This is a genomic window from Verrucosispora sp. WMMC514, from assembly GCF_027497295.1.
GTDB lineage: Bacteria > Actinomycetota > Actinomycetes > Mycobacteriales > Micromonosporaceae > Micromonospora > Micromonospora palythoicola.
Map to the genome: position 1 here is coordinate 3,080,205 of NZ_CP114906.1, position 12,980 is coordinate 3,093,184.

General features: G+C 71.9%; 14 protein-coding genes. 8 read left to right on the forward strand and 6 right to left on the reverse strand.

The annotated features are described in order from the left end of the window. The first annotated feature begins 66 nt into the window (after positions 1-66). Both O7597_RS13920 and O7597_RS13925 read left to right on the forward strand, forming a co-directional pair. On the forward strand, positions 67-690 hold the full coding sequence (locus tag O7597_RS13920) for an HAD family hydrolase (protein WP_269740187.1): 624 nt from the start codon (positions 67-69) through the stop codon (positions 688-690). Positions 691-718: 28 nt separating this feature from the next. Further along, complete coding sequence (locus O7597_RS13925) at positions 719-1,105, forward strand: cold shock domain-containing protein (RefSeq protein WP_099847833.1); 387 nt, start codon at positions 719-721, stop codon at positions 1,103-1,105. On the opposite strand, the gene O7597_RS13930 is transcribed toward O7597_RS13925, so the two are convergent. The 3 genes from O7597_RS13930 to O7597_RS13940 form a co-directional block, all read right to left on the reverse strand. Beyond that, entirely contained in the window at positions 1,066-1,914 is an 849-nt protein-coding gene (locus O7597_RS13930; protein ID WP_281582905.1) for a 1,4-dihydroxy-6-naphthoate synthase, read from the reverse strand. The two genes, O7597_RS13925 and O7597_RS13930, sit on opposite strands and share 40 nt — an antisense overlap. A gap of 147 nt (positions 1,915-2,061) precedes the next feature. Then, a complete protein-coding gene (locus tag O7597_RS13935; RefSeq protein WP_269740185.1) occupies positions 2,062-2,712 on the reverse strand; it encodes a futalosine hydrolase in 651 nt (216 codons plus the stop codon). Continuing rightward, entirely contained in the window at positions 2,709-4,322 is a 1,614-nt protein-coding gene (locus O7597_RS13940; RefSeq protein WP_281582906.1) for an MFS transporter, read from the reverse strand. The genes O7597_RS13935 and O7597_RS13940 overlap by 4 nt, the downstream gene beginning before the upstream one ends. An 86-nt stretch (positions 4,323-4,408) precedes the next feature. On the opposite strand from O7597_RS13940, the gene O7597_RS13945 reads away from it, so the two are divergent. After that, positions 4,409-5,245: a DUF3027 domain-containing protein gene (locus O7597_RS13945; RefSeq protein WP_269740183.1), complete on the forward strand. Its 837-nt coding sequence runs from the start codon at positions 4,409-4,411 to the stop codon at positions 5,243-5,245. Positions 5,246-5,266: 21 nt separating this feature from the next. On the opposite strand, the gene O7597_RS13950 is transcribed toward O7597_RS13945, so the two are convergent. Next, entirely contained in the window at positions 5,267-5,509 is a 243-nt protein-coding gene (locus tag O7597_RS13950) for a DUF2530 domain-containing protein (protein WP_269740182.1), read from the reverse strand. 89 nt (positions 5,510-5,598) lie between these two features. Here O7597_RS13950 and O7597_RS13955 point away from each other — a divergent pair, with 89 nt between their 5' ends. The 5 genes from O7597_RS13955 (at position 5,599) to thpR (ending at position 10,282) form a co-directional block, all read left to right on the forward strand. Continuing rightward, on the forward strand, positions 5,599-7,077 hold the full coding sequence (locus O7597_RS13955) for an NCS2 family permease (protein WP_269740181.1): 1,479 nt from the start codon (positions 5,599-5,601) through the stop codon (positions 7,075-7,077). 131 nt (positions 7,078-7,208) lie between these two features. Then, the gene (locus O7597_RS13960; protein WP_216592721.1) at positions 7,209-7,658 is read left to right on the forward strand and encodes a MarR family transcriptional regulator; all 450 of its coding nucleotides are present in this window, start codon (positions 7,209-7,211) and stop codon (positions 7,656-7,658) included. A gap of 79 nt (positions 7,659-7,737) precedes the next feature. Then, the gene (locus tag O7597_RS13965; protein WP_281582907.1) at positions 7,738-9,015 is read left to right on the forward strand and encodes an MFS transporter; all 1,278 of its coding nucleotides are present in this window, start codon (positions 7,738-7,740) and stop codon (positions 9,013-9,015) included. Between the two features lie 140 nt (positions 9,016-9,155). Then, on the forward strand, positions 9,156-9,662 hold the full coding sequence (locus O7597_RS13970) for a hypothetical protein (protein WP_269740179.1): 507 nt from the start codon (positions 9,156-9,158) through the stop codon (positions 9,660-9,662). Between the two features lie 17 nt (positions 9,663-9,679). Beyond that, complete coding sequence (thpR, locus tag O7597_RS13975; RefSeq protein WP_269740178.1) at positions 9,680-10,282, forward strand: RNA 2',3'-cyclic phosphodiesterase; 603 nt, start codon at positions 9,680-9,682, stop codon at positions 10,280-10,282. Positions 10,283-10,424: 142 nt separating this feature from the next. Here thpR and sepH read toward each other — a convergent pair whose 3' ends face one another. Further along, the gene (sepH, locus tag O7597_RS13980) at positions 10,425-11,507 is read right to left on the reverse strand and encodes a septation protein SepH (RefSeq protein WP_269740177.1); all 1,083 of its coding nucleotides are present in this window, start codon (positions 11,505-11,507) and stop codon (positions 10,425-10,427) included. 298 nt (positions 11,508-11,805) lie between these two features. Beyond that, positions 11,806-12,933: a phosphoserine transaminase gene (gene serC / locus O7597_RS13985; protein WP_269740176.1), complete on the reverse strand. Its 1,128-nt coding sequence runs from the start codon at positions 12,931-12,933 to the stop codon at positions 11,806-11,808. Positions 12,934-12,980 lie beyond the last annotated feature (47 nt).

A 12,980-nucleotide genomic window follows, 5' to 3' on the forward strand; every position in this document is an offset into this window, starting at 1 on the left:
CCGGTGAGGGGCGGTCTCGCCCATCGGACGTCCCGGCCGGTCTGACTGGCCGGGTAGCTTTCCAGGATGTCCTCGTTGACCGTCGGGTTCGATCTCGACATGACGCTCGTCGACTCGCGCCCCGGCATCGCCGCGACCTACCGCGCGCTGACCGAGCGGACCGGTGTGTCCGTCGACGCCGACGCCGCCGTGTCCCGGCTCGGCCCGCCACTGCGCACCGAGATCGCCCGCTGGTTCCCGCCGGAGCAGGTCGAGCAGGCGGTGGCCGTCTACCGCGAGCTGTACCCGGCGTACGCGATCACGCCGACCGTGCCGCTGCCCGGCGCCGTGGCGGCGCTCGCCGCGGTCCGCGACCGGGGTGGCCGGGTGTTGGTGGTCACCTCCAAGATCGGTCGGCTGGCCCGGCTGCACCTGGAGCACCTGGGGCTGGCCGTGGACGAGCTGGCCGGTGACCTGTTCGCCGAGGAGAAGGCGACCGCGTTGCGGGCGCACGGGGCGACCCACTACGTCGGTGACCACGTGGCGGACATGGTGGCCGCCGGTGCGGCCGGGGTGCCCGGCATCGCGGTGGCCACCGGCCCGTGTACGGCGGACGAACTACGGGTCGCCGGGGCGGCGGTGGTGCTGGCGGATCTCACCGGATTCCCGGCGGCGCTCGACCGGATGATCCGGCTAGCCTTGAGGCAGTAGACGGTTCAAGCGAAGCAGAGGTTCTCAGGTGCCTACGGGTCGAGTGAAGTGGTACGACGCGGCCAAGGGATACGGGTTCGTCACCAGTGACGAGGGTGGCGACGTGTTCCTGCCGAAGGGCGCGCTACCGGCGGGTGTCACCGAACTCAAGGGCGGCCAGCGCATTGATTTCAGCGTGGTGGACAGCCGGCGGGGCACCCAGGCGATGGGGGTGAAGCTCCTGGACGCTCCGCCGTCCGTGGCGGAGCTGCGCCGACGTCCCGCCGAGGAGCTGCACGGCCTGGTCGAGGACATGATCAAGGTGCTGGAGGCGAAGGTCCAGCCGGACCTGCGCCGGGGCCGCTTCCCGGACCGTCGGACCGCGCAGAAGATCGCTCAGCTGGTCCACGCGGTCGCCCGCGAGCTGGAGGTCTGAGGCACGAGCCCGGCGTCGGCGGCCCGGCCGAGCAGCGCCTCGACGGCAGCGAACCCCGCCTCACCCAGGTCCGCGGTGAACTCGTTGACGTAGAGGCCGATGTGCCGGTCCACCACGTCGGGCTCCATCTCCTGGGCGTGCGCCAGCACGTACCCCCGGCTGGCCGCCGGATCGGCCCAGGCCCGTCGGACGGAGTCCCGGATCCAGCCCGCGGCCTGCTGCGGATCGACCACGCCCCGGCGGGCCAGGATGGCGCCGAGCGGAATCGGCAGCCCGGTGTCGGACTCCCACCACTCGCCCAGGTCGACCAGGGCGGTGAGGCCGTGTCGCGGATAGGTGAACCGGGCCTCGTGGATCACCAGTCCGGCGTCGTAGCGGCCGGCGGCCACGCCCGGCATGATCTCGTGGAACGGCACCACCTCGACGCGCTGCGGCGTCCGCCCGGCCGACCAGAGCCGGAACAGCAGGTACGCCGTGGTCCGGTCGCCCGGCACCGCCACCGTGGCGCCGGTGAGATCGTCGCGGTCCGGGCCGCCGTCACGGTCGGCGCGGGTGAGCACCAACGGGCCACAGCCCCGACCCAGCGCACCCCCACAGGGCAGCAGGTGGTAGTCCTCCAGCAGCCACGGCAGCGCCGCGTAACTCACCTTCACCAGGTCGAACGCGCCGCGCTCGGCGGCCGTGTTGGTGACGTCGACATCGGCGTACGTCACATCCACCGGCGGCGCGCCGGGCACCTGCCCGTGCACCAGGGCATGGAAGACGAACGTGTCGTTGGGGCAGGGCGAGATCGCCAGCGAGAGCGCCACACCCCCACCGTAACCCCGTCCACGTGCCCCGCTGCCAGCCCGGTAGCGATCCAAGATCCGGGCAACTTCCCGGAAGTTGCTGCCTGAACTCGGCCAGAATCAGCAGTATCGCTGAAGGTGCGCAGATCTTGGGATGGGGTTGGCGGGTCAGCGTAGGGCGGGGGCGGCGGCGGTGAGGGCGGTGAGGGCGTCGCGCAGGCGCCACGCGTCGCGGTCGCGGGGGCCGATCGGGTTCGAGATGGTACGCAGCTCGGCGAAGGGCACGCCGGCCTGGCTGGCGGCGACCGCCACGCCGTACCCCTCCATGGCCTCGGCCACCGCCTCCGGGTGGCGCCGGACCAGCTCGTCGGTGCTGGCGGCGGTGCCGGTCACGGTGCTGACGGTCAACACCGGTCCGACGGTCGCGGCCGGCAGCGCCCTGCGCAGGGCCGCCAGCAGCTCCGGATCGGCGTCGAGGGCCGGACCACCGCCGAGCAGTTCGGCCGGCATGCCGAGTTCGTCGATCGGCACGAAGCCGTCGGGCGACTCCGCGCCCAGGTCGGCGGCGACGGCCCGGCTGCCGAGCACGGTGCCACCGACCGCGACCCGGCCGGCGAAGCCGCCGGCCACCCCGGCACTGACCACTGCCCGGTACGGGCGGCCGGCCAGCTCGGCGAGCGCCAGCAGGCGGGCGGTCGCCGCACCGGCGACCGCCGGGCCTACTCCGACCGGCAGCACCGCCACGGTCGGGTCGGCGAGACCGGCCTGGATCGCCTCCGCCTCGGCGGGAACGGCGGTCACCACGAGCAGACCGCTCACGCGAGCGAACCCGGTGAGCTGCGGCGCGTCTCGTCGTCGCCGCCGGAACCGGTGACGGTCGAGGAGGGCCGGTAGATGTGGAATCCGGGGGGTGCCAGCCCCGGCTCCTCCGGACCACGCCCGCCCTGGAAGGGGGCCGGAGACGTGGGGGTGGATTCAGAGCCGCTGTCCGCCTCAGCGGTGTCCGTCTCGGCCGGCTTCTCGGCGGCCAGCTCGTCGTCGGTGAGCGGCCGTCCGTGCAGCCTCTCGCCCCGCAGCCGCCGGGCCATCACCAGCCCTCGGGCGGCGGCGAGCGCACCGACGGCAGCGGCGACGGCGATGCCGATCCGGCCGTGGAAGGGTACGAGCCCGAGACCGCCACCGGCGACGAAGGCGAGCATCAGCACCGTCTCGGAATGGGCGAAGGAACTGGCCCGCAGCCGCTCCGGGATGCGTTCCTGGATCGAGGCGTCCACGGCCAGCTTGGCGATGCCGCTCATCATGGCCGTGACCACACAGAGCAGGGCGACCATCGGCAGCGAGAAGCTCAGCACGGTGAGCACGGCCACCCCGGCGACGATCACCATGCCGCTGGACTGGAGGGCGGCCGGACGGTGGATGCGCAGCCGGGTACCGATCGCGGTGGCCAGGAAGGTGCCGACGGCCAGCGCGCCGCCGACCAGGCCGAGTGATCCCTCGTCCCCCAGGTCACGTCCGAACACCACGGTGGTCAGGTCGCCCGCCTTGATGGTGAAGGCCAGGAACAGCAGCAGGAAACCGTAGACCGCACGCAGCGTGGCCGCACCGACCAGGGTCGAGATCACCAACCGTCCGGCGGGTCTGCCTCGGCCCAGTGGTCGCTCGTCCGTGCCACGCCGCAGCGCCCGCAGCGGTCGCGGTACCCGTTCCGGTGGTTCGGAGTCGGCCTTCGGCGGCAGTCGGAGGGCGATCACCATGCCGACCAGGAAGATCACCGAGGCGACCCGTAGCGGCCACTGCGGTCCGAACCAGAAGGCGGCGAGGCCGATCGGGGCGACCAGCGCTCCCGCGACCGTGCCGTAGACGCTGGCCCGGGCGCCCACCTGGGACAGGCCGAGCCCTTCCGGCAGCAACCGGGGTACGGCCGCGGAACGGGCCACCCCGTACGCCCGGGAGAGCGCCAGCACGCCGAAGGCGGCCGGATAGAGCCCGAAGCCGTGGATGTAGTCGGAGATCAGCCAGGCCAGGAACGCCCGACCCAGCATGGTGGTGGCCAGGGCGTACCGCCGGCCGTGCCGGAAGTGGTCGAGCAGCGGACCGACCACGGGAGCGAGCATCGCGAAGGGCACCATGGTCACCAGCAGGTAGAGCGCGACCTTGCTCCGCGCCTCGCCGAGCGGCACGTTGAAGAAGATCGTCCCGGCCAGCCCGATGGCGATCAGCGTGTCACCGGCGCAGGAGATCGCGTGCAGGTCGAACAGGCGGACCATGCCGGTCTCCCCACCGGCACCCCGGGCCCGGGCCCGGGCGGCGCTGCGGGTCACCCAGCGACCGCTGGTCACTGAGCCGCGCAGCATCAGCCGGGTGGCGCGGATGCCGGTGCCGACGGTCCGCCCGAGGAGGGACCGCTCAGAGCGGGAGAACAGCGGCATGGCACCCATCCTGACCCATCGGCGCGGGCGATGCTGCGCCACCGCGGAGAACACCTCTGGGGAGTGCCTCACAGTCGACCCACACGATGGGGAACAATGGTCGGGTGACCAGGCCCGCCTCCGCCCGCGCCGCTCGTCTCGACCAGGTCTGCGCCGCCGCCGTCGAGGTGGCGCGCGCCGGCATCACCGAGGTGAGCCCCGACGACGTCGGCGATCACCTCCAGGTCGTCGCCGAAGGTGATCGACTCGTCACGCACTACTTCGAGTGTCGGCTGGCCGGTTACCGCGGTTGGCGGTGGGCGGTCACCGTGACGCGGGTTCCGCGCAGTCGTACGGTGACGCTCTGTGAGACGGTGCTGCTGCCCGGGCCGGATGCGCTGCTCGCCCCCGGCTGGCTGCCCTGGCAGGAGCGACTCAAGCCCGGCGACCTGGGCCCCGGCGACCTGCTGCCGACCCCGTCCGACGACGAGCGACTTCAACCCGGCTACCTGCTCTCCGACGACCCGGCGGTCGAGGAGACCGCCTGGGAGTTGGGGCTCGGCCGTCCCCGGGTGATGTCGCGGGAGGGCCGGATCGAGACGGCCCAGCGCTGGTACGACGGTGATCACGGTCCCTCGGCGCCGATCTCCGCCTCCGCGCCGCCCGCCGCCCGCTGCGGCACCTGCGGCTTCTACCTGCCACTCGCGGGCAAGCTGCGGCAGTGTTTCGGCGTCTGCGGCAACTTCTACGCGCCCGACGACGGCCGGGTGGTCAGCGCCGACCACGGCTGTGGTGCCCACTCGGAGACGCTTGTCGAGGCGGACACGGCGGTCGACGAGATGCCCACCGTCTACGACGACAGTGCGGTGGAGCCGATGGCGGTCAGCCGGGCCATCGGGTCCGTCGACAGCGGCGAGCCGGCGGAGCCGTACGGGCACTCCTGACCATGTCCGGCCGCTGACGGCTCAACCGGCGGCGCGACGACGGCGGCGGTTGGCGTCGTGCCGCATCATCACCGCGAGACCGGGAAAGCCCCACAGGAACCCGGCCAGGCAGATCCAGAGCCAGTTCTCGTGGCCACCGGCGACCAGCCGGTCGCGGAAGAGCAGCAGCACCAGTCCGGCGACGGCCCAGGCTGCCATCCCGGCGAGGGCGAACGGCACCATCGGCGGGTCGAGCGGCTCGGGGCGGGGTGGCGGGGTGGGCACCCGGTCAGCGTACGTGACCCTGCTTTCCGTCAGCCCGGTCATCTGCAACGATGCGCGCGACAACCCGATGATCCGCTGTGAGGTTCCTGATGGCAGTAGCGCCGCCCGACAACGGCACCCCACCCGATTCCCGCCAGCCGCGCAACGGCTTCGACCGGTACTTCGAGATCTCGGCCCGCGGTTCCACGCTCAGCCGGGAGGTGCGCGGCGGTCTGGCCACCTTCTTCACGATGGCGTACATCGTGGTGCTCAACCCGCTCATCCTGGGCAGTGCCGTCGACGGTGACGGCAACACCCTGCCTATCCCCGCGATCGCGGCGGCCACCGCCCTGATCGCGGGTCTGATGACCATCCTGATGGGCGTGGTCGGCCGCTTCCCGCTGGCGGTCGCCGCCGGCCTCGGCGTCAACGCCCTGGTGGCGTACGAGATCGCGCCCGAGATGACCTGGGCGGACGCGATGGGCCTGGTGGTGATCGAGGGTGTGATCATCGCGGTGCTGGTGCTGACCGGGCTGCGTACCGCCGTGTTCCGTTCGGTGCCGACCCAGATGAAGACCGCGATCGGCGTCGGCATCGGCCTGTTCCTCACCATCATCGGCCTGGTGGACGCCGGCTTCGTCCGGCGAATCCCGGACGAGGCGAACACCACCGTGCCGGTCGGTCTCGGCATCGGCGGCAAACTCGTCAGCTGGCCGATGCTGGTCTTCGTGGTGGGCCTGCTGGTGACCCTGGTGCTCGTGGTACGCCGGGTCAAGGGCGCCATCCTGGTCGGCATCCTGGCCTCCACGGCGCTGGCCATGCTGGTGGAGGCGGTGGGTGACATCGGTCCGTCGTTCGTCGACGGGGTGCCGAACCCGAAGGGCTGGTCGCTCAACGTTCCGACGCTGCCGAGCAACCCGTTCGACGTGCCGGACCTGTCGCTGCTCGGGCAGTTCAACGTGTTGGACTCGTGGGGGCGGGCCGGTTGGCTGGTCGTGCTGATGTTCATCTTCACCCTGCTCATCACCGACTTCTTCGACACGATGGGCACGATGGTGGCCGTCGGCCAGGAAGGCGGCATGCTCGACGAGCAGGGCACTCCGCCGCGTACCCGCGAGATCCTGCTCGTCGACTCGATCGCGGCGGCCAGCGGTGGCGCGGCAAGCGTCTCCAGCAACACGTCGTACATCGAGAGTGCCGCAGGTGTCGCGGAGGGCGCCCGGACCGGGGTGGCGAACCTGGTCACCGGCGTGCTCTTCCTGCTGGCCATGTTCCTGGCGCCGCTGGTGGTGGTCGTCCCGTTCGAGGCGGCGTCCGTCGCGCTGGTGGTGGTCGGCTTCCTGATGATGACGGCGGTCCGGACGATCGACTGGTCCGACTACGAGATCGCCATCCCGGCCTTCCTCACCATCGTGCTGATGCCGTTCACCTACTCGATCTCGAACGGGATCGGCGCGGGCCTGATCGTGTACGTGGTGATCAAACTGGCCAAGGGGAAGTCCCGGGAGATCCATCCGCTGCTGTACGCGGTGGCGGCGCTGTTCGTGGTGTACTTCCTGCGCGGTCCGATCGAGACGCTGCTCTTCTGACAGCCGCCGGGCCGGGCGCGTGTGATCCACGTGACGTGATCGCCGCGCCCGGCCTGGAGCAGGAGAAACGTCGGGGTGAGCATGGTCATATCCGCTGCGGCTCGGTCAGCTAATTAGTTAGGCTAACTATCGTGACGGAGCGGACGGTGACGGCTCAGAGCATGCCACCGGCGCAGCTGGCCCTCCAGTTGCGTGATGCGATCACCCGGTTGAACCGGCGGGTCCGCCAGGCCCGGCCGGTTGGTGACCTCACGGTCACCCAACTGTCCGCGCTCACCAGCCTTCGGCTGGCGGGCGCGCTCACGCCGCGGGAACTCGCCGACGTCGAACGGGTGCAGCCACCGACGATGACGAAGATCGTCGCGAAGCTGGAGGAGCGCGGCCTGGTGCAGCGCACCCCGCACCCGACCGACGGCCGGCAGGTCATCCTCGCGACGACCGAGGGGGGCCGGGCCGTGCTCGACCAGTTCGAGCGGGTCCGGGACGAGTGGCTGGCCCGCCGGCTGGCCGAGCTGAGTGACACCGATCGGGAGACCCTGCACCGGGCCGCGGAGATCCTGCAACGAATCTCCCGCGCCTGACGCCGCGCACCGGGTGTGCGCCCCGCGCCGTGCCGTCCGTCGTTGACGACGCGTACGACCGCAAGGAGGCGCACCAAGAGTGCAGGCAAGACTGAGCACGATGTTCCAGTCCCTACAGGTCCGCAACTACCGGCTCTTCGCATTCGGACAACTGGTCAAGCTGATCGGTGTCTGGATGATGTTCATCGCCCAGGACTGGCTGGTCCTTGAGCTTTCCGGCGACTCGGCCACCGCCCTCGGTGTGGTCGTCGCGCTGCAGTTCACGCCCGTGCTGCTGCTCACCCTGCTCTCCGGGCGGCTCGCCGACCGGTACGACAAGCGGCTGCTGCTCTTCGTCGCCAACGCGTTCTGGACCGTGCTGTCGCTGGTCATGAGCCTGCTGGTGCTGACCGACCTGGTCCAGCTCTGGCACGTCTTCGTCTTCGCCGCCCTGCTCGGGGTCGCCAACGCGATGGAGACCCCGGTTCGTCAGGCGTTCGTCTCCGAGCTGGTCGGCACGGCGCTGCTGCCCAACGCACTCTCCCTCAACGCGGCCGTGTTCAACTCGGCCCGGATCGTCGGTCCGGCCGTGGCCGGCCTGGCCATCGCCGCCTTCGATGTCGGGCCGGTCTTCCTCGTCACCGCGCTCAGCTCGATCGCGCCGCTGGTCACGGTGATCCGGATGCGGCCGGCCGAACTGCACCGGGAGCCGCTGCCGGCCCGTGGCGAGCGGGCCGCGGCGACCGTGCTCGACGGGCTGCGCTACGTCGCCCGCCGTCCCGACCTGCTGCTCCCGATGGTGGTGATGTCGGTGATCGGGATGTCGCTGTTCAACTTCCAGCTGACCCTGGCGGCGCTGGCCAAGACGGTCTTCAACACCGGGGCGGCCTCGTTCGGCCTGTTCAGCACCACGCTGGCGGCCGGCGCGCTGGTCGGTGCGCTGGCCGGGACCGGGCGGCGGAGCAGACCGTCGGTGTGGCTGGTGCTGGGCGCCGCGATCGGTTGCGGCACCTTCGGCACGCTCGTCGGGCTGGCCCCGGCGTACTGGATGGTGGTCGCCCTGTTGCCGCCGACCGGTTTCTTCATGGTCTATTTCGCCCAAGCGGCGAACCAGCGGGTGCAACTCGGCACCGACGCCGCCTTCCGCGGACGGGTGATGGCGCTGTGGGTGCTGGTGTTCCTCGGCACCAACCCGGTCGGCGCCCCGATCATCGGCTGGGTCGCGGAGACCTTCGGCGCCGGTGCCAGCATCTGGGCCGGTGGACTGCTCTCGCTGACCACCGCGCTGCTGGCGCTGGCCTGGCAGCTACGCCGGGCCGGTGCCCGACTGCGGTTCCGCGTCCTGCCGCTGCCCCGCTTCTACGTCACCGAGATGTGACGAGTTCCTACGGCCGGCCGCGCCCGCTGCCCGGTCGGTCCAACACTGGGACTTCACCGGCGGTTGGATAGCGAATCGCCGCACGCGTGGAATGCGGAAAATCGGTTACCTGACGCTATGCAACGGCATAGCTTCGATGGGTGGAGATCCTACGCCTACTGTTGCTGGCCGTGGCGCTGGCCGCCGTGGTCTTCGTGCCGGTGCTGATCGCGCTCGTCATCTGCGCCGACGAGGTCGTCGACCGGTTGACCTGCCGGTACGGCGAGTGGCGGCAGCGGCGCCGCGAACGACGCCTGATCGCCCGGCTGAACGAGGCCGCCGACGCCGTCGCGGTCGCCGACCGGATCGACCTCGGCGCGCTCGACCGGCTGGACCGGCGACCGCTGGAACAGATCGCCGCCGACCTGCGGTGCCTGCGCCGGGATCGGGCCGGCGGCAGCAGACCGGCGGTGTGGCACAGTGACGTGCTCGACGCGTACGACGGTCGGCTCCGGCTGGCCTGCCGGGCGTTGGGCATCACCGAGCATCTCGCCGAGTTGACCGGCCTGGACCGGCAGATCGAGCGGGTACGGGTCGAGGCCGAGTTGGACGCCGCCGGCCTACTGCTGCCGGCCACCCGCCCCGAGCAACCCGAGCGGAACCACTGACTGCCATCCTGTGACAGGTGCGGCTCTTCATCGCGATCTACCCACCGGTCGAGGCCATCGCGCACCTGAGCCCCCGGTTGGCCGGGTTGCGCCTGGCGGCGGCCTCGGCCGTCGGCACGAACGTCCGGCTGGTCGACCCGGCCACGGCCCATCTGACGCTCGCCTTCCTCGGCGAGGTCGATCCCGTACGGCTGGCCGAGCTGCGGCAGCTACTCCCACGCGCCGTGCAGGCTGCCCACGGTGGTGCTGCGGCGGAGGCGCCCGCCGGGTGCAACGGTCCGGCGGTGCTGCGGCTGGGCGGCGGTGGTCGATTCGGCTGGGGCCGCAGCACCGTGCTCTGGGTCGACGTGCACGGCGACGTCAACCGTCTGGGAGCGTTGGCCGGTGCCGTCCGGACCGCACTGACTGCCGCCGGGTTTCCCGGCGACGAGAGGCCGTTCCGGCCGCACCTGACCATCGCCCGTCCGGGTGACCGGCTGTCACCCGCCGACATCGAGGCGGACCTGGCAACCCTCCACGACTACCTCGGCCCGCCCTGGCCGGCCGAGGAACTGGTGCTGGTGCAGAGCCGGCCCGGACCCCCGTCGCGCTACCACCGTCTCGCCGCCTGGCCCCTCTGAACCCGGCACGCCCCGCTGACTCTCGCCGATCTTGCACTTCTGGTCGCTAAAACGTCCGTTATCAGACTGATGTCCCGACAGAAAGTGCAAGATCGGCGTGGCGACGGAGGTGCGGCGAGGCGCGGCGTGCGGTGCGGGTGGGTCAGGAGGACTCGCGGGCCGCCGGGCCGGTGCCGAAGAGGACGTCGTCCCAACTGGGCAGCCGCTTGCGCGGCTTGCCGCCGGCCTCGCCGGACTCGGTGGCACCAGCGGCCGGCGCGTTGGTCCGGCGTGGACGCAGCACCGCCAACGAGGGCACGGCCGGAACCTCCTTGGGCGCGTCCGCGTCGTCGTCGAAAGCCGAGCCCTGACCCCCGCCGAGCAGCGCCGCGGCGCCCCCGCCAACCGCCCGCTGGCGTTGCGTGTCCGGACCGCCGGCGAGCGCGGCCGGTGTGCGCGGTTCGAGCCCACGGCCCGTGGTCGAACCGAGTGGCCGGTCGAGGGAGGCGAGCAGCGCGTCGCGGCCGGCGCGGATCGGGTCACGACCCGCGCGACCCGACTCGGCGGGCGAGGGCAGCCCGTGTCCACCGCGACTCGGCTCGCCGCGCGACGGGCCGGGCAGGGCGTGGCCGCCCCGCTCCGGTGCCGGCTCCTGGCCCAGGATCGGCGTCGGGCGCTCGGCGCACAGGTATTGCGCCATGTCGTCGTGCGGGGCGACCGACTGCCGGGTCTTGTCCAGATCCCAGACCGCCTGGGCGGTGGCCTTGCCGGACGGCCAGGTCGCGACGATCCGCCAGGTGCCGTCGTCGCGACGCCAGGCGTCCCAGGAGATCTTTTCGGTGTCGATCCCGTGCTGGGCGAGCCGACCGTTGACCACCTCGGCCAGTGGCGTCGGCTTCTCGGCACCCTTGAGCCGGGTGCGCCGGGCGTGCTGGGCGAGCATCGCGCGCTCCTGGAGCACCGGCCCGGCGTAGCGGAGCACCCGATCGACCGGGACGCCGGCGATCCGGGCGACGTCCTCGGCGGACTCACCGGAGCGGATCCGGGCCTGGATGTCCCGAGGAGACAGCGAAGGCACCGGGTCGGCGGCGGCCGGTGCCACCGCGAGCGTGGGCGTGCCCGGCTCGGCGTGCAGCGCTCCGGCGATACGCTCGTCCAACGGCAGGGCGAGCAGTCGCCCGACCTCGTCGGCGAGCACCAGGGCCTGGCCGTCCTCGGAGAGGGCGACGAAGCGTACTGGGCGCATCGCGTTGCCTCCGTCCCGCTTCGCTGGCCGTACGCCACGAGCCGGCCACCCGGGGCGTTGCGCTCCACGGTACGCCCATCCGTCCCCGGGCGGGAGACGCCACGCCCGGACAAGCGGCGGATCCGCCTGCTCCGCCGCTGTGTGACGGGTCAGCTGTCGACGGCGGACAGTGCTGTGGTACCCGGTCCGAAGTGGTGCGGAATCAGTCGGGTGCCGGAGGCCGACCGAGGCATCCCACGGCGCGGGCCCGGCACCCCGATCGGGGTGCCGGGCCCGTGGCGAGGCCGGGTCGGCGGTCCTACAGCCGCTCGACGACGTAGTCGATGGACGCGGTGAGCGCCTCGACGTCGGCCGGCTCGACAGCCGGGAAGAGTGCCACCCGCAGCTGGTTGCGGCCCAGCTTGCGGTACGGCTCGGTGTCGACGATGCCGTTGGCGCGCAGCGCCTTGGCGATCGCACCGGCATCCACCCCGTCGGCGAAGTCGATGGTGGCGACCACGTTGGAACGCAGTGCCGGGTCGGTGACGAACGGCGTGGCGACGGACGAGCGCTCGGCCCAGCCGTACACGATCGCGGCGCTCTCGGCGGTGCGCTTGGCCGCCCAGGCCAGACCGCCCTGGGAGTTCATCCAGTCGGTCTGCTCCGCGGCCAGGAAGATGGTCGCCAGCGCCGGAGTGTTGTAGGTCTGCTCCAGCCGCGAGTTGTCGATCGCGGTGACCAGGTCGAGGAAGGCCGGAATGTACCGCCCCGAGGCCTTGACCTCGGCGGCCCGCTCAAGCGCGGCCGGTGACATCAGGGCCAGCCAGAGCCCGCCGTCGGAGCCGAAGCACTTCTGCGGGGCGAAGTAGTACACGTCGGTCTCGCCCACGTTGACCTCCAGCCCACCGGCACCGGAGGTGGCGTCGACCAGCAGCAGGGAGCCGGGGTCCGCGCCGGCCACCCGGCCGATCGGCACCGCCACGCCGGTGGAGGTCTCGTTGTGCGGGGTGGCGTAGACGTCCACGCCCGCCTCGGCGACCAGGGCCGGGGCGCTGCCCGCGTCCGACTTGCGGACCGTGGGCTCACCGAGGAACGGCGCGTCCTTGACGGCCTTGGCGAACTTCGCGCCGAACTCGCCGAAGCTGGCGAACTGCGCGCGGTCGCGGATCAGGCCGAACGCGGCGACCTCCCAGAAGGCGGTGGTGCCACCGTTGCCGATGATCACCTCGTAGCCCTCGGGGAGGGAGAAGAACTGGGCGATGCCGGAGCGCAACCGGGCCACCTGGTCGCGGACGGTCTTCTGCCGGTGCGAGGTGCCCAGGTAGCTGGTGGTCACCTCGGCGAGCGCGGAGACCGCCGCCGGACGGACCTTGGACGGCCCGCAGCCGAATCGGCCGTCGGCGGGCTTGATCTCGTCGGGAATCCGGATGGTCGGTGCGTCAGCCACGGTGTTCAAGATCCTTCCGCATGGGTCGGGGCCCGGGTGAGCAGAAT